The organism is Dyadobacter sp. CECT 9275 (assembly GCF_907164905.1).
In the GTDB taxonomy this organism is placed as follows: Bacteria; Bacteroidota; Bacteroidia; order Cytophagales; family Spirosomataceae; genus Dyadobacter; species Dyadobacter helix.
In genome coordinates this window covers 1,021,179-1,040,865 of the sequence record NZ_CAJRAF010000001.1, presented here as the reverse complement: position 1 = coordinate 1,040,865, position 19,687 = coordinate 1,021,179, and the positions used below count along the sequence as shown (strand labels likewise).

At 44.7% G+C, this 19,687-nt stretch carries 20 protein-coding genes; 15 read left to right on the top strand and 5 right to left on the bottom strand.

Going from position 1 to position 19,687, the window contains the following annotated elements:
- Nucleotides 1-31: 31 nt before the first annotated feature.
- The 7 genes from coaBC (at nt 32) to KOE27_RS04230 (ending at nt 5,805) form a co-directional block, all read left to right on the top strand.
- Nucleotides 32-1,237: a bifunctional phosphopantothenoylcysteine decarboxylase/phosphopantothenate--cysteine ligase CoaBC gene (gene coaBC, locus KOE27_RS04260; RefSeq protein WP_215238369.1), complete on the top strand. Its 1,206-nt coding sequence runs from the start codon at nt 32-34 to the stop codon at nt 1,235-1,237.
- Nucleotides 1,234-2,148, top strand: coding sequence for a type IX secretion system protein PorD (gene porD / locus KOE27_RS04255; protein WP_229252636.1), 915 nt, complete (start codon nt 1,234-1,236; stop codon nt 2,146-2,148). The genes coaBC and porD overlap by 4 nt, the downstream gene beginning before the upstream one ends.
- A gap of 13 nt (nt 2,149-2,161) precedes the next feature.
- A complete protein-coding gene (locus tag KOE27_RS04250) occupies nt 2,162-2,389 on the top strand; it encodes a hypothetical protein (RefSeq protein WP_215237594.1) in 228 nt (75 codons plus the stop codon).
- 149 nt (nt 2,390-2,538) lie between these two features.
- Nucleotides 2,539-4,194: a DNA repair protein RecN gene (recN, locus tag KOE27_RS04245; protein WP_215237593.1), complete on the top strand. Its 1,656-nt coding sequence runs from the start codon at nt 2,539-2,541 to the stop codon at nt 4,192-4,194.
- A gap of 44 nt (nt 4,195-4,238) precedes the next feature.
- Complete coding sequence (locus KOE27_RS04240; protein ID WP_215237592.1) at nt 4,239-4,670, top strand: viral A-type inclusion protein; 432 nt, start codon at nt 4,239-4,241, stop codon at nt 4,668-4,670.
- Between the two features lie 6 nt (nt 4,671-4,676).
- Entirely contained in the window at nt 4,677-5,339 is a 663-nt protein-coding gene (locus KOE27_RS04235) for an SCO family protein (protein WP_215237591.1), read from the top strand.
- Nucleotides 5,340-5,352: 13 nt separating this feature from the next.
- Entirely contained in the window at nt 5,353-5,805 is a 453-nt protein-coding gene (locus KOE27_RS04230; RefSeq protein WP_215237590.1) for a c-type cytochrome, read from the top strand.
- On the opposite strand, the gene lptC is transcribed toward KOE27_RS04230, so the two are convergent.
- The 3 genes from lptC to KOE27_RS04215 are packed head-to-tail and all read right to left on the bottom strand — an operon-like array spanning nt 5,765 to nt 8,361.
- On the bottom strand, nt 5,765-6,340 hold the full coding sequence (gene lptC, locus KOE27_RS04225; RefSeq protein ID WP_229252635.1) for an LPS export ABC transporter periplasmic protein LptC: 576 nt from the start codon (nt 6,338-6,340) through the stop codon (nt 5,765-5,767). The two genes, KOE27_RS04230 and lptC, sit on opposite strands and share 41 nt — an antisense overlap.
- Nucleotides 6,341-6,356: 16 nt before the next feature.
- Nucleotides 6,357-7,622 carry a hypothetical protein gene (locus KOE27_RS04220; protein WP_229252634.1) on the bottom strand — a complete coding sequence of 422 codons (1,266 nt, stop codon included), beginning with the start codon at nt 7,620-7,622 and terminating at the stop codon, nt 6,357-6,359.
- Nucleotides 7,623-7,644: 22 nt separating this feature from the next.
- Nucleotides 7,645-8,361 (bottom strand): type III pantothenate kinase, encoded by a 717-nt coding sequence (locus tag KOE27_RS04215; RefSeq protein WP_215237589.1) that lies wholly within the window; start codon nt 8,359-8,361, stop codon nt 7,645-7,647.
- A gap of 515 nt (nt 8,362-8,876) precedes the next feature.
- Between KOE27_RS04215 and rho the strand changes: the two genes are divergently transcribed.
- From rho to KOE27_RS04195, 4 genes are all read left to right on the top strand, one after another.
- The gene (gene rho, locus KOE27_RS04210; RefSeq protein ID WP_215237588.1) at nt 8,877-10,637 is read left to right on the top strand and encodes a transcription termination factor Rho; all 1,761 of its coding nucleotides are present in this window, start codon (nt 8,877-8,879) and stop codon (nt 10,635-10,637) included.
- Nucleotides 10,638-10,772: 135 nt separating this feature from the next.
- The gene (locus tag KOE27_RS04205) at nt 10,773-11,681 is read left to right on the top strand and encodes an OmpA family protein (RefSeq protein WP_215237587.1); all 909 of its coding nucleotides are present in this window, start codon (nt 10,773-10,775) and stop codon (nt 11,679-11,681) included.
- Nucleotides 11,682-11,694: 13 nt separating this feature from the next.
- Complete coding sequence (locus KOE27_RS04200; protein ID WP_215237586.1) at nt 11,695-12,213, top strand: hypothetical protein; 519 nt, start codon at nt 11,695-11,697, stop codon at nt 12,211-12,213.
- Nucleotides 12,214-12,254: 41 nt separating this feature from the next.
- Nucleotides 12,255-12,794: a hypothetical protein gene (locus KOE27_RS04195; RefSeq protein WP_215237585.1), complete on the top strand. Its 540-nt coding sequence runs from the start codon at nt 12,255-12,257 to the stop codon at nt 12,792-12,794.
- A gap of 22 nt (nt 12,795-12,816) precedes the next feature.
- On the opposite strand, the gene KOE27_RS04190 is transcribed toward KOE27_RS04195, so the two are convergent.
- The gene (locus tag KOE27_RS04190; protein WP_215237584.1) at nt 12,817-13,578 is read right to left on the bottom strand and encodes an XRE family transcriptional regulator; all 762 of its coding nucleotides are present in this window, start codon (nt 13,576-13,578) and stop codon (nt 12,817-12,819) included.
- Between the two features lie 161 nt (nt 13,579-13,739).
- Between KOE27_RS04190 and dinB the strand changes: the two genes are divergently transcribed.
- The 3 genes from dinB (at nt 13,740) to KOE27_RS04175 (ending at nt 18,492) form a co-directional block, all read left to right on the top strand.
- The gene (gene dinB / locus KOE27_RS04185) at nt 13,740-14,969 is read left to right on the top strand and encodes a DNA polymerase IV (protein ID WP_215237583.1); all 1,230 of its coding nucleotides are present in this window, start codon (nt 13,740-13,742) and stop codon (nt 14,967-14,969) included.
- Between the two features lie 95 nt (nt 14,970-15,064).
- Nucleotides 15,065-18,025, top strand: a complete 2,961-nt coding sequence (locus KOE27_RS04180) for a DNA polymerase III subunit alpha (RefSeq protein WP_215237582.1) — start codon at nt 15,065-15,067, stop codon at nt 18,023-18,025.
- A gap of 137 nt (nt 18,026-18,162) precedes the next feature.
- Nucleotides 18,163-18,492 (top strand): transmembrane 220 family protein, encoded by a 330-nt coding sequence (locus tag KOE27_RS04175; RefSeq protein WP_215237581.1) that lies wholly within the window; start codon nt 18,163-18,165, stop codon nt 18,490-18,492.
- Here KOE27_RS04175 and KOE27_RS04170 read toward each other — a convergent pair.
- Nucleotides 18,489-19,253 (bottom strand): biotin--[acetyl-CoA-carboxylase] ligase, encoded by a 765-nt coding sequence (locus KOE27_RS04170; RefSeq protein WP_215237580.1) that lies wholly within the window; start codon nt 19,251-19,253, stop codon nt 18,489-18,491. The genes KOE27_RS04175 and KOE27_RS04170 overlap by 4 nt on opposite strands.
- A 47-nt stretch (nt 19,254-19,300) precedes the next feature.
- On the opposite strand from KOE27_RS04170, the gene rsfS reads away from it, so the two are divergent.
- Nucleotides 19,301-19,684 (top strand): ribosome silencing factor, encoded by a 384-nt coding sequence (gene rsfS, locus KOE27_RS04165; RefSeq protein ID WP_215237579.1) that lies wholly within the window; start codon nt 19,301-19,303, stop codon nt 19,682-19,684.
- The last annotated feature ends 3 nt before the right edge of the window (nt 19,685-19,687 follow it).

Genomic DNA, 19,687 nt, shown 5'->3' with positions numbered 1-19,687 from the left:
ATTAAAGGTGTCACGCACCGGTATCATCTTCATGCTAAAAGGTAAAAAGATTCTTCTGGGAGTAACCGGAAGTATTGCAGCTTACAAAGCTGCTTTTCTCGTAAGGCTTTTGATCAAAGCCGGGGCCGACGTTCAGGTCATTATGACGGAGGCGGCCAAGGGCTTCATTACTCCGCTTACCTTAGCCACATTGTCCAGGCATCCGGTACTGACATCGTTTACAAACAGCGAAACGGGATCATGGAATAATCATGTAGAACTGGGCTTATGGGCAGACGCTATTATCATTGCACCTGCTACTGCAAAAACCATATCAGGATTTGCGACTGGGTATTCCGATGACCTGCTTACGGCTGTGTACCTGTCCGCGCGCTGTCCGGTATTTATTGCCCCTGCAATGGACCTGGATATGTACCGCCACCCTTCTACCAAAAATAATATTGATACCCTGGCCGGATACGGTAATATTTTCATCAATCCCGGATTTGGAGAACTGGCCAGTGGGTTAATTGGCGACGGAAGACTTGCAGAACCCGAAGTAATCCTTACCACGCTGGAAAAACATTTTTCTGTTAAAAGCACCGCTCTTGGCAAACGTGTGCTGATCACTGCCGGTCCTACGGTGGAACCTCTGGATCCCGTTCGTTTCATCAGCAACCGTTCTTCCGGGAAAATGGGATATGCGCTGGCCAGAGCTTTTGCCTATGCCGGGGCTCAGGTAACGCTGATCAGCGGGCCGGTAGATCTGACCATCGCCGATATTAACCTCCATATCATACAGGTTGAGACAGCGGAACAGATGCTCACCGCTGTACAGCATTATTTTGAAGGCAGTGACCTTATCATTTTTGCCGCCGCCGTTGCAGATTATACCCCGCGCTATGTGGCTTCTCAGAAAATCAAGAAGAGTATGCCAGAAATGGAACTAGAACTCAAAAAAACAGCGGACATAGCCGGCACGATGGGCAAAATTAAAAAGGATCATCAGTTGGTGATCGGTTTTGCGCTGGAAACGGAAAATGAGAAAGAAAATGCCGCGGATAAACTGGCCCGTAAAAATTTCGACTACATTGTATTAAATTCCCTGAACGATTCCGGGGCCGGTTTTGCACACGATACCAATAAAATATCCGTTATTGATAAGAAACTGAACATACAGGAATTCTCGTTAAAATCTAAAAAAGAAGTTGCGGACGATATTCTGGAGATCATTCTCAAAAAATGGAGCGAATCATGAAAAAAGTGTATGTCCTGGTATTTTTCACAGCACTGGTGCTGCCCCGATTCACCTTTGGCCAGATATTCCAGTTTACTGTAAACCTCAATTACGATCAGCTGGTATCTCAGCAAAAAACCGATCCGCAGGCAATGAGCCAGCTTCAGGCATATATGACCGAGTTCCTGAATACCTACAGATTTACGGATGATGTTTTCGGAAAGGAAGAAAGGATCAAGTGCAAACTGAATCTCAACCTGACCAAATCCATATCGCTCGGAAACTACGAAGGAAATGCACAACTGGTGATTACGAGGCCGGTTTTCAACTCCAGTTATGAAACTGTTCTGTTTACTTTTATAGACAGAAATGTTGCCTTTACCTACCTTCCCACTACTCAGCTGTACTTCAACGAAAACAGCTATACCGAGGAATTACCCTACCTGCTCGCATTTTATGCCTACACAGCTCTGATATTCGATTACGATTCGTTCAGCAAACTTGGCGGGAACCCCTACATACAGAAAGCTTTTAATATCACCAACCAGGCCCGCAACTCCTCTCCTAACAAGAGAGGCTGGGATTCCAATAATGAATCCCGTAACCGCTATGCACTGATTGAAAACCTCATGAGCCAGCAGTTCACGCCTTTCAGGGAAAGCATGTACACCTATTACCGGCTTGGGCTGGACGTTGCCACACAAAATCCGGCAGAAACCCGTGCAAAAGTATTACAGGCTCTGAACACCATCCGGGAAGTGGCCCAGCAAAGATCTTCCAGTGTACTGATTAACTCCTTTTTTGACGCAAAATCCGACGAATTATACAGAATACTGGCAGAAGCTACTCCCGAAGAAAAATCCAAAGTATATACCCTCCTGACCAGCCTGGATCCTTCTAAAACCCAGTTGTATCAAAAGCTGCTGCAATAATCAAATTACCACCATGAGTAAGCGCATCATCCGTGTTTCCGGGAAAAAGATAATTCCAGCAGTGTCCAAAATCAAAGGATCCATGCTGACGGCTGTGCTATCAAACGGCCAGACATTTTATGGAAAACTTGATTCCTGGTCTGAAAACAGCCTGGTACTTTCGGATCAGCGGCAGCATCGGCACAGTTTTTCCATCAACGAACTTTACGAAGTTGTGTTTGACCAGATCAGCCAGGCATGAAAAGTTTGCATCCGCAATTTCGGCATGCCGAACCTCCTTTATTTCCAATTTGTTGATATCGTACCTATATTCGTATCAGTGAAAGGATCTTGCCAATCTCTCGTTCTCTGTAAGAATATCTCAATAAGATACGCCGTTACTCAAAAGGAATGCTTTCTAATCTGCTGATAAAAAATTACGCCCTGATCAAACATCTGGAAATGACTCCAGATCCTGGCCTGAATATCATCACGGGAGAGACCGGGGCAGGGAAGTCTATCATGCTGGGTGCCATTGGATTATTGCTTGGCAACCGCGCGGATGTCAAGGCATTGTATGATACCTCTGAAAAATGTGTCATTGAAGGAACATTTAATCTGACGGGCTACGATATGGCCGGAAACTTTGAAGAAGAAAACCTCGATTTTTCCGAAGAATGTATCGTGAGAAGAGAGATTTCGGTAGCAGGAAAATCCCGTGCGTTCATCAATGACACCCCCGTAAACCTGGACAGCCTGCGAAGGATCAGTAACCAGTTGCTGGACATCCATTCGCAGCATGACGCTGTTTTACTGGGCACCAATGAATTCCAGCTACAGGTTGTTGACTCTTTTGCAAACAATACAATACTTCTTGCCGAGTACAAATCGGCTTATCAGCAGTATAAAAACAAAGTCCGGGAATTTGAGTCGCTGAAATCACAGGCTGCTCAGTTAAGAAAGGAGTTTGATTATGATCAGTTTTTGTATCAGGAGCTGGATGATGCCAAGATCGAAGCAGACGAGCTGGATAAACTAGAACAGGAACTCAATGTGCTGGAAAATGCGGTAGAGATCAAGGAAAAATTACATCTCGCACATGCATATCTGGACAACCCGGAAAACTCAGCCCTTGAATTATTGAAAGGATCGCTGACAGCGTTAAACCAAGCTTCCAGACTGGTAACATCCTATGACGGTTTAAGACAAAGGGCGCAGAGTTGCCTGATCGAACTGAGGGACATTGCCGATGAAATTGAGCAATTGCATGATCATATAGACGTGGACCCCGGGCGAACCGAGCTGGTTCAGGATCGCCTGACGATCCTTTACAATCTTCTCAAAAAACATCAGGTTACGCATTTATCGAACCTTGTGCACATCAGGGAGGAGCTTGGTGTCAAACTCAATACAGTTTTAAATCTGGATGACTCGTTACGTATTGCGGAAAAAGAAATGAATGCAGCAAACGAGAAAATGCAGGAAAAGGCTTTGGCGCTTTCTAAAAAAAGGAAAAGCGTTGCCAGTTCCATTGAAATACTGATACTGGAAAGGCTACGGGATCTTGGTATTCCCAACGCCTCTTTTACTATTGAAATAACAGAAACAGAACCAGCCGCAACAGGCTTGGATATTGTTTCCTTTCTGTTTAGCGGCAATAAGGGCATAACTCCTCAGGAACTGAAGCAGGTCGCCTCCGGAGGTGAATTTTCAAGACTGATGCTGGTAATTAAGTATATCCTGGCGGATAAAAGAAAGCTGCCAACTATTATTTTTGATGAAATAGATACCGGCGTTTCCGGTGAAATAGCAAAAAAAATGGGCAAAATGATGCAAAGCATGGCACATAATCACCAGATTATTGCCATCACACACCTGCATCAGATAGCAAGCAGCGGAAACGCACATTATTTTGTTTATAAGGATCATTCTTCCGATAAAACGGTGAGTAAGGTCCGGAGGCTCTCCACTGACGAAAGAGTAATGGAAATTGCGCAGATGATCGGTGGTAACAACCCGTCGGAGTCCGTAATTTCCAATGCAAGGGAAATGATTTTAAAGGATTAGTTTCATTTGATACACCGTTTTAACCTCCTTAAGTGACCGTAATTATGAAAAAACTATTGCTATTAACCGGAATACTGGCCTGCATGTGGGCCTGCAGCAAAGATGCCGATAAGGTGGTTGAACTGGAAGGTGAGGTGCTCGCCATACACGATGAAGTAATGCCGCGCATGGAAGACATTATGGCGCTTAAATCACAGCTCACCAAAAAGTTAAAGACCCTGGACAGCCTTCAGAATGAAGGAATCAGCGGGAACGATATGGCTCAGGATCGGACGAAAGTAATGGAACTGAGTAGCAGCCTGGACGAATCCTACAACCTGATGATGAACTGGATGCATGAGTATAAGGGAGATTCAGCCAAAAAACTCAACTCCCAGGAAGCCATTTCCTATTTTGAAAATGAGAAAAAGAAAATTCTTTCCGTTAAAGACCTCAGTAAGAAAAGCATAGACGAAGCCAAATTATATTTAGATTAAAACATCATGAATTTTTGCCTGAACAAAATCCATAGTATTTACCTGATCGGTACTGTTATTGCATTCCTTTCCATATCATGCCAGACAGAAAGTAAAAAATTGCCTATTTACGGGGAAAGAGATTGGGTTACCAAAACAGTGGATGGAAAAGAAGTTGTAGATACCATTTACCATACCATCCCCCCCTTCAAATTTTTAAACCAAAATGGAGATACCGTTACAGAAGCTTTGGTGAAGGACAAAATTTACATTGCCGACTTTTTCTTTACAACCTGTCCGACCATTTGCCCGGTCATGAAAAAGCAGATGCTTAAGGTATTCAAGGAGTTCAGGGATAATCCGCAGGTGATGATCGTTTCCCATAGTATTGACCCCGACCATGATACCCCGCAGGTACTCCGTCAGTATGCCAAAGACCTGGGTGCAGAAGGAAACCAATGGCAGTTTCTGACAGGGCCGAAAGAAAAAATATATGAAATAGGTCAGAAAAGCTATATGATTGTAGCCAATGAAGATAAAACTGCCGAGGGCGGGTATATCCATAGCGGCGCTTTTATTTTAGTGGATAAGGACCGGCATGTACGTGGTACCTATGATGGCACAACGGAAGAAGGTACACAGAAATTAATTGGTGACATCCGCATCCTCCTTGAAGAATATAAAAAGTAGCAGGGCCCCTTATATGAAAAGATTACCGGTTTACTTTCTTTTTCTTTTAGGTTTGGTCAGTTGCCAGAGTGCTGAGGAATTAAAGAAAGAGCAGTATTATGTGGAAGGTTACCAACTTTACACTACGAATTGCGCCAACTGTCACCAGGACGATGGGAAGGGGATGGCTAATCTTTATCCTTCACTGACTGCCTCCAGCCAAACCAGTGACGCAGCAAAAATGGCTTGTCTGATCAAAAATGGAACCGTATTAACCACCTCAGACACCCTTGCGACCAGGCGCCCTATGCCTGCCAGTAAGAAACTGACCGAACTTGAAATCGCTGAAATTATTACCTATGTGAAAACCAAATGGGGGAATGACTCTGTGTATACCTCCATTGAAACAGTAGCCGAGGCGCTCAGAAACTGCCCTGTAAAAAAAATCAGGGACCTGAGAAGCGATAAATCCCCGTCCCCTTTCTGAACACAATCCGCGAAAAATCCTGCTCGGCATCCATTCCCACAGCATTCGTGATTTCTTTGGTCAGTTCGTTTCGTACAGACAGCGGTTTATCCGTAAAAACCTTTTGAGTTCTTGGACTCCACCGTAGTTCCGAGGTGGTAAGCACCTCCTTTGTGAGAGATTTTACGACCCTGACCTTCCCCTTTACAACAAAAACATCTGCATTTTTTTCATAATGCCCGGAGTCAGCCCGAAGCCTGGTAATCAGTGCTCCGGTCGGATCGTAAAAATTAATATTAACGGTGTCGGGAAAGACCTTATCATCGTTGCGGTATCTGAGCTGTTCCGGCGTCCGCATCTGAACTTTTAGATATCCCTGCTCGCTATACAAAACCTCAACGTTGTTGACCACCTCAACCGGCCCTTCATAAAGTGCGCCCACCTTATTCTTTTTTTCTTCACATGAAGTCAAAAGCAGGATGTGTACAGGAATCAGCAACAGATAAAACCTGCGAACATATCCCAGACCATCACCTTGAAGCACAAAGAATTTCATTAAAAACCAATTGATTTTACTCAAGCTTTTGCTTCTGGAACCACCGGTCCATCAGTGTCAAACCTAATATGACGCGTCCATAACGTTCCTTGATCATCCCCGCGCCGCCCGTTCCGCGTTGTCCGGCCAAAAAGGCTACCGATATATAATTAGAAAAACGCCCGCCCATCGGGAATGTTAGGCCCAGGCTCACATTGGTATCATTAATACCTGTTCCATTCACAACATAGGGCGTTGGCCCGGTACTGAACCCGATTCTGTAACGCACCAGATTGAAATAACTGAGTGATGAAATATTAGGCAGGTACTCCGCCCCTAAATTGATCCTGTTAATACTGCGCAGCCCATCGTTGGAGTTAGAAAAACTTTTGTAACCGCTCCATCCCTGGTGGTTAAAATCAGCCGACAAGATCAGTTTATAGGGCCATTCAAGGCTTAGCCCAGCCTGGTATTGGGTCGGTAAGGTCATTGACCCGCCCAGGTTATTGTCCAGGGTATCAGGTGCAACTACATTACTACCGCCTTGGGTGAGTTCAAAAGAAACCGTCTGCGTTGAGGCAAGCTGAGATCCCAGGCTATAGGTTCCCCCTACGTTAAGGAACAGCTTGTTATCCTTTTTTATCGGGATGCGCACAGCCGCACCTCCACGAAAGGAAAAATCAGAAACTGTTGTACGTTCATTGAGACCAACCATATAATTTCCACCCTCCCCAAAAGGTAACGGAATTTGTACTTCCGAGCCTCTTCTTATATTGCCAAAAAAGTAAGTTGCCTCAATACCCAAGCTTAAATATTTGCCGATCTGGACCGCATTATTGAGCGAAGCTTTATTGATTCCGCCCTTTCCGCTGGTGATATAATAAGCGTAATAAGGGGTACCTGGAACAATCCTGGCGTATTCATTTTCGAAATCCACAAAACTGTAGGGTTTCAGGCTTACACCCACATTCCATTTGGTGCTGATCGGAAAGGACAATGCCACATAGGCCAGGTTCCCACCGACGTTGGTCTGCCTGTTTTTTCCCGAATCAATTTTTTTATATTGACCGATTAATCCGAAATCAAGCGTTGTAAACCTGTTCCTGACCCAAAGAGCAGGGTTAAGGTTATTGATTTGAAAGCCATTTCCCACACTTACACCGGACTGGCCCATTCCCGAATTATCTGAAAAAGATTCTCCATAAAATTCACCGATACCCAAAGAAGAATAAGGTGAATTGCCCAATCCCTGGGCATCTGAATGAATAGCAAACCAACAATTCCAACCTAAGGTAATTGTCAATGTTAATAATCTAAACCTATTTTTAAGAGACATTATATGTTAAAATTCTGTTCAAACCGATTAAAACTAGTTCCGGTACTGCAAAGATGGGTGGTTTCAGGCTACTTTCAAAGAAAGAGGCATCCCCGCCGCATATAAGTACGCGCATTGCGCCCGAATTGTGTCGGTACCTGTCTATAATTCCCTGCATTTCTGCCAGCACACCATTCATGATCCCGCTTTCAATAGCTTCCTTTGTACTTTTCCCAACAAACACTGGCTCCTTTTGAGGTTCCAGCAGCGGTAACCGTTTTGTAAACGTATGAACAGCGTTAAATCGCATTTTTACGCCTGGCGAAATAAGTCCTCCCTGGAATACCGCATTTTTATCAATCCAGTCGTATGTAATACATGTACCCATATCAATCACGATGATATCTTCACCCGGATACAGCCAGTTAGCCCCAACAGCAGCCGCAATTCTGTCTGCACCCAATGTATGAGGGGTAAAATAATCCTTACGTACCGGCAATGGCGTTTCCGGGGATAAGTTCATTACGGGTACCTCAACTCCCAAATTTTTTACAAATTCTTCGGCAGTAAGACTTACCGAAGAAAACATAATCCTGTCAGGCAGGTTATTTCTGATTAGATCTACGACCTCACCGAGCAGCAAACCCCGCCGATGGTCAACTATCCTACCATCTTCAAACCAGCCCATTTTGGAATATGTGTTCCCACAGTCGATGACGATGTTCATAATGCTGCAAAACTCCGGTTTTAATCGGATAAAAACTAACGTCACTGAAAACTCAGTCCCCTGAAACGGATTAATTTATGTTAAATTTATACCCATTGATGGAACCATCCGCCACATTTTAAATGTTTACCTGTTTTTAAAGAAAATATTAGGATATTTATTTGTTTTCTTTTTAAGTATATCATATCTTCGTCCGACGATACTCACCCGAATTTCCCCCCAGGTTTATTTTTCAGATTTCAGAGGTAGCTATCTGCGTTATCAAAAATATATCACACTCTTTAAGTATTTTACACCCATCACCATTTCGTTAATTTTAATATTGCAAACGCTCTAAGTTGATCTTCCAAATCATTCCGGCACTCTTGGACGGAAATTCAGATTTTAAAAATACATATACATACATCAATGACCGTCACATGAATTCGGGGCTTCAGTTCTCGAGATTTTAACAATTTACATTCACATCCAAAAAACTCATCCGGTAAGAAATCATCTTACCTTCTATTTTCTGTATGCTTACAACCGATGAATTGAACATTAAGCTTCTATCAGAGCTGAAAGAGATAGCGGCAAGCCTGGGTATCTCCGACTTAAACAAAATTCAAAAGAAAGAATTAATAAATAGAATAGTATCCCAACAGGAAACTCAAGCTACCACAGCCAACGTCGTATCAGAAACACCGGATCCGGCAGAAACGGATACTGCCAGTGATGAACCGAAGAAAAAAAGAGCGAGGCGCCCGGTTGTGGCAGATACCCCCAGTATACCGCAACCTGTCAGCAAAACACCTCCGCGTGGCCCCAAACAAAAAAAGGAAACAAGACCGCAAGCTCCCGCACCTCTTTTTGATACACGCCCCCGTAACCTCGAAATCATTCCGGATATGGGTTCCGAAGGTGACACACTGGACGACCTGGGCCGGGAAGAGTTACCTCCTGTGGCCGACCTGCAGAATGAAATCACCGAAACGCCTTCTGTTCTGACTGATGAAGCAACCGAAGGAGCAGCAGATACTCCGCAATCCCAGGAAACAGAAGAGAAACCCTTTCGTCCTGTACAAGAACCAGCCGAACGTCCACAGCCTCAGAATCAGGCACAACGTGAGGATCCTTCTTCCAAAATAAAAAAAAATTACAACAACTACGTCCGTGAATTTGACGGCCTTATCCTCAACGAGGGTGTGCTTGAAATTATGCAGGATGGCGGATATGGCTTTCTCAGATCAGCAGATTACAACTATCTGGCCAGCCCCGACGACATTTACGTATCACCCTCACAAATAAAACTTTTCGGGCTTAAAACGGGTGACACCGTAAAAGGACAGATCCGTCCTCCTAAGGAAGGCGAAAAATATTTTGCTCTTCTTCGTGTGGAGACTGTAAATGGTAAGACAACCGAAGAAATAAGAGACCGGATTCCTTTTGAGTACCTGACTCCTCTTTTCCCCGATGAATGTCTTAAGCTAAGCTCACGCCCCGATCAGTATTCTACCAGGATACTGGATCTCTTTGCCCCTATTGGCAAGGGCCAGCGTGGCATGATTGTGGCACAACCCAAAACAGGGAAAACAGTATTGCTGAAAGAAATAGCAAATGCCATTACCCGTAACCATCCCGAAGTATTTCTTTTGATTTTACTGATCGATGAACGTCCGGAAGAAGTAACAGATATGCAGCGGAGCGTTCGTGCGGAGGTAATCGCTTCCACCTTTGACGAGCAGGCTGACCGCCACGTGAAAGTGGCAAGTATTGTACTTGAAAAGGCAAAAAGGATGGTTGAGTGCGGCCACGACGTAGTCATTTTACTCGACTCCATCACCCGTCTGGCAAGAGCATATAATACCGTTGTTCCTTCATCAGGAAAGATACTTTCCGGGGGTGTGGATGCTAATGCGTTACACAAACCCAAACGTTTTTTTGGTGCGGCCCGAAATGTTGAAAACGGCGGCTCGCTCACGATCATTGCTACTGCGTTGATTGATACGGGTTCAAAAATGGACGAAGTGATTTTTGAGGAATTCAAAGGTACCGGTAACATGGAACTTCAGCTTGACCGCAAGCTGAGCAACAAGCGCGTATTCCCCGCTATCGACGTAATGGCGTCGGGTACACGCCGGGAAGATCTGCTGCTGGATAAAGAAACGCTGAAAAAAGTATGGATCCTGAGGAAACACATGTCGGACATGAACCCGATGGAATCAATGGACTTCCTGCTCGAACACATGAAAGGTACCAGGAACAATGAAGAATTCCTGATCTCCATGAACCGATAAACAAAAGAGCCACCTGTGCAGAACAAACAGGTGGCTCTTTTCCTGTTAGCTCATGAGGATTGCATTACAGGTAGTTATATTTAAGTGACCAAATACTTTTAACTGAGTCTGAGGAAAAAATCTGGCCTGTAAGCTATGGAAAAGAACAAAGCGCTTTTATGGACGTTGCTGATATTTTGGATCGCAGGATCAACCTACTGGCATGTTTGCCATATCAGGCAGCTTTGTGACGCGCAACTTTTACCGTCATTCGGCCTGAGTACACCCGGATATACCGACTCCTCACTGCCAAGCCCCCCGGCTACCGGCCACAGCAAGAAAAGGTTCTTTACTGAAAACGACTTTATATTCCGCTTATCGGATGCTTCCCCTACCGATTATACCTCCGCTCATTTTCTTATCGATTCTCTCAAACAAATCCTCATTTCAAATCCTGACAAAAAACTGGAAATAACAGGAAAGTACCTGCCAATGGAAAGAAACGATGATTCTTCCTTTTCGAATCTTGGACTCGCAAGGGCCGCTACGGTAAAAAAGCTGTTTTTAACCAATGGCATTGCCGACTCCCTCCTTGCTATATCCGGAATTGAAAAGGATACACTGGCGGTCTCCGGCGACTCTCTGCGTGGTGCGATCTCGTTTCGGATTAAAAAAAGACTATTGCTCACGGAAAAGGATCTGGCAGAAGACCAGAAATTCGAGAGTATTTTTAAGCCGATTGACCTTTACTTTCCATATGCCAGTGCGGACTATATTAAAACGAAGGAAAATGAGACTTTCCTGATGGAAGCAAAAAAATACCTAGGATCCCATGCCGGTCAAAAATTAATCCTGACTGGGCATACTGACAACGAGGACAGTGCAGAATGGAATATGCAGTTATCAAAAAAGAGAGCCTATTCGGTTAAAATGAAATTGATGGCCATGGGCATGGATGGCTCACAGATCATAGCAAGAGGAAAAGGAGAAACAGAGCCAAAATTACCAAACAATACAATTCAGGGTAAAAGAGCTAACCGCCGTGTTACATTAGTTGTTCAGTAAATTAACTTTATCCATGTTCGAGATCCATATACCTCAGAATCCTGATATTCTCCTGCAGTATGGGCTGATGATAACAATTGCTTTGCTGTTAGGATTTGCTATCGGGCAGACAGGCCATAAAAAAGCAATGAATGAATGGGCCGGAATACTCTCAAAACTGGAATACGACCTTGATAATTGTCTTAATATAAGGTCCAAGTTCCAGAACGACATGCTCAGAGATACAGGCGAAACGAGCAGTGAGCCCCTGCCTGCGGAACCTCATCTGCCGATTGAAAAAGATGACCTCACAAAAATAAACGGTATACAGGAAGAGCATCAGCAGCAATTGAACCAAACCGGTATTTATACCTACCGGCAGCTGCACCACTTTCAGCCGCTGCGTTTGAAACAGGAACTTTCCAAATGGAATGAAAATTATCAAATAAGGGATATAGTCATGTGGCAGCAGCAGGCAGGACTTGCCGCCGCTAATAAGTGGGACGATCTCCGCGAATTACAGGAAGAACTCCTTAAAAATATAAAATCCTGACTTAATTTTGCTTGCTATCACCCTCATAACTCATCTAAATTATGGCACTTTTTCAAACCAGCCTGCCACCACAATGGGTCGCTATAATTGAAATAGCCGCTGTTCTTATCCTGGTATCCGTAGCAGGATATCTGCTTTCGAGGCTTGTGCTGTTTATAAAAATCAGAAGAATTAAAGAGGAAATTACTTCCAAAAGGGAAGAGCTGAAAGCCTGTAAGGAGTTACATATCAAGCTTCCTGCCACTACGGTAAGGCCTCCGGCAGTGGGCCATGTAGCCAAAACAGTGTACCCAAAGCCCGAACCGGTAGATATCAAATCGGATGACCTGAAAGTAATAGAAGGAATTGGTCCAAAAATAGAAGAACTCCTTAACAAGGAGGGGATTTATACCTATACCAAACTTGCGGATACTTCACCCATCCGGATAACCTCCATACTGAAAAATGCGGGACCGCGCTTCCAGATACAGGACCCGAGCTCGTGGCCTACGCAGGCCAGCCTGGCCAGGTTTGGAAAATGGGAGGAGCTGCAGGAGCTGAAATCCAAGCTCATCGCAGGCAAACAGAATCCCTATGCCTAAGGAAAAATCCGCTTTCTTTCTCTTATCTCGCCAATTTCCGCACTTCCTCTTTTAATTCCTTCATTTGCTGATGTATGTTTTGCAAGGATACATCCTGCATGTCGGCTTCCAGATCAAAAGTAATCTTACTGTTCACCTGCCATAATTCGCGGATCTCACTGCGATCCAGACGGATAGGATCATATTCCGGGTTAATTGAAATAAGATTTATGTAGGTACTTCCTTTGTCCTTTCTTATTTTTTTAACCAAAATACTATCCGCAGTGATAATCACATACATACGCTTGGCACTGAGGTTCTCCCAGTCGTCAACGGCCCTGCTCACAATCCATTCCCCCGAATGTAATACAGGCATCATACTATCACCATCCACCTGAAATCCTCTGAAGGATGCATTCCGGTATTCCGGTAACGGGATCGTAAACGCGGGGAGAGATTCAAACCACCGGGCATCGCCGATATTATGCGGGTATCCGGCCGCCGCCTTGGCACTTACCAGCACAATATTCTCTTTGCCGGTGTTGTCAATCGTAATAACGCTAGGCCCTGTCGATACTTTCCCTGGATTCAGATATTTCTGCTCACTCTCTCCGAACAGCCACAGCGGATTGATATTGTACTGCTTTAAAAGTTCCTTCACCACCTGCCCGGGTATTCTGGTACGCCCTCGTTCTATGTCAGCTGTTGTAACGCCTGCTCCAATCTGCTCAGCAAAAGCGGACTGCGTGAAATTTAGCTCCTCTCTGATTTGTTTGAAACGCTTGAATTCTGCTTCGATCGGCATATACGATGAGTTTAACTGGTCATCAATTATAGAAAATAATCTGTGCCAAATTCTTCAATACAACAAACCTACATTTTTTTTGGAATAAATCCTTGGCAACTCATGGATATTCTCCATACATTTGGAATAAATCCATAAATTTGTAAAAATTCCAAATCGCCATGGACAGAACCATATTGCATTTTGACCTGGACACCTTTTTTGTATCAGTTGAGCGAAAGAATAACCCTCTTCTTAACGGGAAGCCCGTTCTGGTTGGCGGCGTAGGTGACCGTGGTGTAGTGGCAGCCTGCAGCTATGAAACCCGAGGTTACGGGGTTCATTCGGGTATGCCTATGAAAATGGCGCGTAACCTTTGCCCCGAGGCCGTTGTGATACGCGGGGAAGCGGGTGTCTATTCCAAGGAATCAAAGAATGTTACCGAGATTATCCGGGAAAGTGTGCCTGTTTTTGAAAAAGCAAGCATTGACGAATTTTATGCCGATTTATCAGGCATGGATAAGTTTTTCAATTGTCAGCTCATGGCTTCCGAGCTCCGGCAGCGCATCAAGCGCGAGACCGGATTGCCTATTTCCTATGGCCTGTCTGTCAACAAGCTGGTTTCAAAGGTGGCTACCGGGGAAGCAAAACCAGACAACGAAAAAAGGATCATACAAGGCGAAGAAAAAGCTTTCCTGGCTCCTATGCCCGTCCAGAAAATACCGATGGTGGGTGACAAAACCAGCCAGCTGCTTTATAACCTGGGAATAAAGTATGTGAAGACCATCCAGGACATGCCCATGGAGATGATGGGCAAGGTTTTAGGCAAAAATGGTATTGTGCTATGGAACAAAGCGAACGGCAGAGACGACTCCCCCATTATCCCTTTTCATGAGCGCAAGTCTATCTCCAACGAACGGACGTTTGGAAAGGACACTGGCGACGTGCACCGCATGCGTGAAATGATCAGGGCAATGGCCGAAAACCTGGCTTACCAGCTCAGGACAGGGAACAAGCTGACATCCTGCATCTCTGTCAAGATCCGTTATTCCGATTTTAATACTTTTTCCCGCCAATTAAAAATACCTTACACCTCTGCCGATCACATCCTGATCCCTCAGGTTGAACGGCTCTTCGACCAGCTTTACAACCGCCGGATGATGGTGAGGCTTGTGGGGGTAAATTTCAGCGACCTGGTTACCGGCAATTACCAGATCAATCTGTTCGACGACTCGGAAGAAAGGCTGAACCTCTATCAGGCGATGGATTATATCCGGAACCGTTACGGGACAGACAAGCGTGGAAATTCCATTCTGAGCTGGGGTACCACTTTGGGAATTCCCAATATAGCAAGTATGGGAAACCCCTTTAACGGAGAACCTCCGATTATTCCCGCGCACCGGAATGCTTAATACCTTATTTTTCCAAAACTGCCGAGGGTATAATTATGCCTACTTGAGTTTAGCCTAATGTCAAAGTAATTATAAGGTTTATATTCCAGAACATCATGTTACTCAACTGCCACTCATATTTCAGCCTCCGCTACGGAATGATCCCGGAGGAGCAACTGCTCCAGCTCAGCATGCAAAACGGATACAACTGCGCGGCCCTGACGGACATCAACAATACATCCGGCTGCCTGAATTTTATAAGAACTTCTTCTAAATATGGGGTAAAGCCCATTGTTGGCATCGATTTTCGTAATGGCATCCGGCAGCAATACGTAGGCCTGGCAAAGAACAATATGGGGTTTCAGGCATTAAATGCATACTTATCAAAACATCTGCACGAAAAAACAGACTTCCCGGACCAGGCTCCTTTCCTTGAAAACGTCATTTTTATTTACCCTATCGAGAAATTAGCGGCAACCCGCAAAACCGGGTTCCGCCCTGATGAGTACATAGGTATCTCGGTAAAGGACCTTAGCAGAGCCCGCTTTTCCCCTCTAGCCAAAATGGAAGACAAACTTGTTATCATGCAGCCAGTGAGTTTTCGTAATAAGAAAGACTTTAATACCCACCGGTTATTGAGGGCTGTTGATGAAAATACAATGCTCAGTAAGTTAAGCACTTTTGACACGGCGGAAGAAACAGAACAGATACTACCGCAGGAAATACTGGAAAATCATTTTAAAAACTTCGGTACTATACTCTCAAATACTAATAAGCTCACAGATGAATGTAATATTCATTTCAGCTTTGGGGATGACAGACAGCACCAGAATCTGCAGGTGTTCACCAAAAGTAAGAAAGAAGACTACGACCGCATCCGGCAGCTGAGTTACCAGGGTATCGGGCGGCGTTATGGCGATGCGGTTACTGATGCGGTTTTCGACAGGATCGGAACGGAACTTGACCTGATCGAAAAACAAAACTATATCCCTTTTTTTCTCGTCAACCACGACATTGTAGAGTACGCACGCCGGCAAGGGTACTACTATGTGGGGCGAGGAAGCGGCGCAAACAGTATTGTGGCCTATCTGCTGAATATCACCAATGTTGACCCCATAGAACTCGATCTGTATTTCGAACGGTTCATGAATCTGCACCGGAAAAACCCGCCGGATTTTGATATTGATTTCTCCTGGCGGGACAGGGAAGATGTTACCAGGTATATTTTTGACAAATTTGGCACAAACGGCCAGGTAGCTCTTCTGGCTACTTATAGTACATTCCAGCACAGTGCGGCAGTGAGGGAGCTGGGTAAGGTATTTGGCTTGCCTGCTTACGAAATTGATGCGCTGAGTGACGGGAAGTATGACCCAAAGAAGCTGGACCAGTTATCAGGTCTGGTGATCAAATATGCCGGGTATTTACAGGAAAATAACCAGCCCAATCATCTCAGCATTCATGCCGGCGGTATCCTCATTTCCGAACGGCCCATCAATTACTTCACAGCGACGGATCTCCCTCCGAAAGGTTTCCCTACCACTCAATTTGATATGGTTATTGCGGAAGATGTAGGTCTTAACAAATATGATATACTGGGCCAGAGGGGTTTGGCAAAAATAAAGGAGACGCTGGAAATCATCCGGTACAACAGGCCGGATGAGCCCGCGATTGATATTGACGATGTAAAAAAATTCAAGGCCGACCACAAGATCAATGAGCTCATTAAACAAGCGCAGTGTATTGGCTGCTTTTATGTGGAATCACCTGCCATGCGTATGCTGCTCAAAAAACTGGAAGTGGACAACTACCTGGGCCTGGTTGCTGCAAGCTCCATCATCAGGCCCGGCGTAGCCAAAAGCGGTATGATGCGCGAATATATATTACGGCATCAGAATCCTGAAAGAATGAAAGACGCCCATCCGATTCTGCTGAAACTGATGCGGGAAACCTATGGCATTATGGTATATCAGGAAGACGTCATTAAAGTCGCCCATTATTTTGCCGGACTAACATTGGGAGAAGCAGATGTGATCAGGCGCGGAATGAGCGGAAAATTCCGTGGCCGCGACGAGTTCGAGCAGGTCAAAGCCAAGTATTTCATAAACTGTGCAAGCAGGGGATACGAAAAAAAAACGGCACTGGCTATCTGGAACCAGATAGCCAGCTTTGCAGGGTATGCTTTCGCCAAGGGGCATTCAGCTTCCTATGCCATTGAAAGTTACCAGACTCTTTTCTTAAAAGCCTATTACCCGCTGGAGTACATGGTTGCGGTTCTGAATAACGGTGGAGGTTTTTACGCCCCTGAGTTATACGTACATGAGGCCAGAATGCTGGGAGGAAATATTTTCGCGCCCTGCATCAACCACAGCGAGGCCCAGACGATTATTAAAGGAAAAGACATTTATCTGGGAATGCAGTTCCTAAACGAGATCGAAGAAAAAACCATTGCTAAAATTCTAGCGGCTCGTCAGCAGGAAGGTGAATTCACGTCACTGAATAACTTCCTGGACCGTGTTGCCATATCGATTGAGCAGCTCACCATTCTGATCCGGATCGATGCATTCAGGTTTACCGGTATTGATAAAAAAACTTTGCTCTGGAAAGCCCACTTCTGGCTCAACAAAACGATGAAGGCACCCCAGAAACGGTTATTCCACACAGAAGTAAAAGACTTTGAGCTGCCGGTCTTCCACACTTCGCCTGTGGACGACGCCTATGATCAGATCGAACTCCTGGGATTTCCACTTTGCAGCCCGTTTGAACTTTCAAAATATCCTATACCCTCCAGTACCGTAGCCAGTAACCTTCATCTGTACATTGACCAGCCAGTAGTAGTATATGGGTACATGATAACCGTGAAGAACACGCGCACATCAAAAGGAGAAACCATGCAATTTGGCACTTTTATTGATATAGAAGGCCAGTTTCTTGACACCGTTCATTTTCCGCCGGTTGCTGTGCGGTATAAATTTTCCGGCCGTGGCCTCTACCGCATTAAAGGAACTGTTGTAAATGAGTTTGGGTTTTTATCCATTGAGGTCACCTCAATGGACAGGCTGGACATGGTTTCCAGATGAGCGCTTAGCACGAAAAAATATGACCATCTGTAAAATACAATTCACATGATATTCGTCATACATTATATTTCCTTCTGATAAAATTCTTTTACTTTGGGTAGTACTATCTGATCTAATAACCCATAAGCCCCTGTAAAATGAAGCTATTTAAGATTGTATTTGGACTAATATTCGTCCTTTTCTCCTATTTCCAGTTCAACGACCCCGATTCCGGGATCTGGATCTTCACTTACAGCATAGCGGCACTTGCCTGCTATATGAGCATCAGAGAACTGTGGCCCAGCTGGGTTTTTTACAGCATGACAGCCGGATATCTGGTAGCCGCAATTCTACAATGGCCCCCTGCTTTTGAAGGAATATTTTTTGGTGAAGCTCAGATGCGCAGCCTCAATATAGAACTGGCAAGAGAATCACTGGGACTGGGAATTTGTGCAGTTGTAATGGCGGTGCTTGGCAAATGGGGTTAATCCCATATCCACTCTATTTCCTTGATATCCATTTCGCGTATTTCCGTCTCCCCATCTACCAGCAGGCACAACCTGCCCATGGCAGTAATTCCGGTAAGAGTACCTTCTACAATTCCGGCTTGGAGACGGAAGTACCGCTTTTCCCGGTATCCGAATAAGTGACTGAGATATTCCGAACGGATACTGTCAAAGTCGCCGGATCTGAGCCTTACATAAACTCTGTCCAGGTGCCTGACCAGCTCACCAAATTCCTCTTTCAGAGATAATTGTCTATCCAGACATTGCCCTATTGAGGTTATCCTCATATCCCCAAAATTTCGCTGGTTAATATTAACACCAATGCCAATGACCGAAGACACGATACTGTTCCCCTGAATAGAATTTTCTATCAGCGTACCACAAACCTTCTTTTGGCCTATATAAATATCGTTAGGCCATTTGATTTTGGCATCCAGTCCCCTTGCTTTGAGGTAAGAACTTACCCCAAGCGCAACCGCCTGGCTGATGACAAACTGCTCGGCTATAAGAACTTGCTCCGGAGTGATTATTAAAGAAAAAGTAAGATTTTCACCCGGCGGAGACAACCATACCGAACCTCTTTGCCCCCGGCCTTTTGTTTGCTCGTCAGTAATGACAACCGTGCCTTCACTAAACATTCCGCCGCGTACTAATTCAGCCGCTATGTCGTTTGTTGAATGACAACTTGGCAGATATATCACTTTTTTACCAATAATTACCGTATCCTGTATAGAGTTGTACAATTTTTTTGCTTTACTTTAGGGTTTATAGAAATGGGAATCAACTACGCATGAAAGAACGCAAAAATAAAGAACTATCTTCAAAAGAACTCTCCGAGCTGGTGGCAAAGGGAATGGCAGAAAAAAAAGGATCTGATATAACGATTATGGACCTGCGCAAGGTCAAAAATTCAATTACCGATTTTTTTGTAATATGTTCGGGTAATTCCGACACACAAATAGACGCTTTGGCTAATTCGGTTGAAGATGAAGTATATAAATATTCAAAAACTGAACCCTGGCAAAAAGAAGGCAAAGCAAATGGCGAATGGATACTGATTGACTATGTGGACGTAGTAGCGCACATTTTTAATAAAGAACGCCGCAAACACTATGACCTTGAAGAACTCTGGGGCGATGCCGAAGTGACATACCTGGAAGACTCCATGGCATAAATC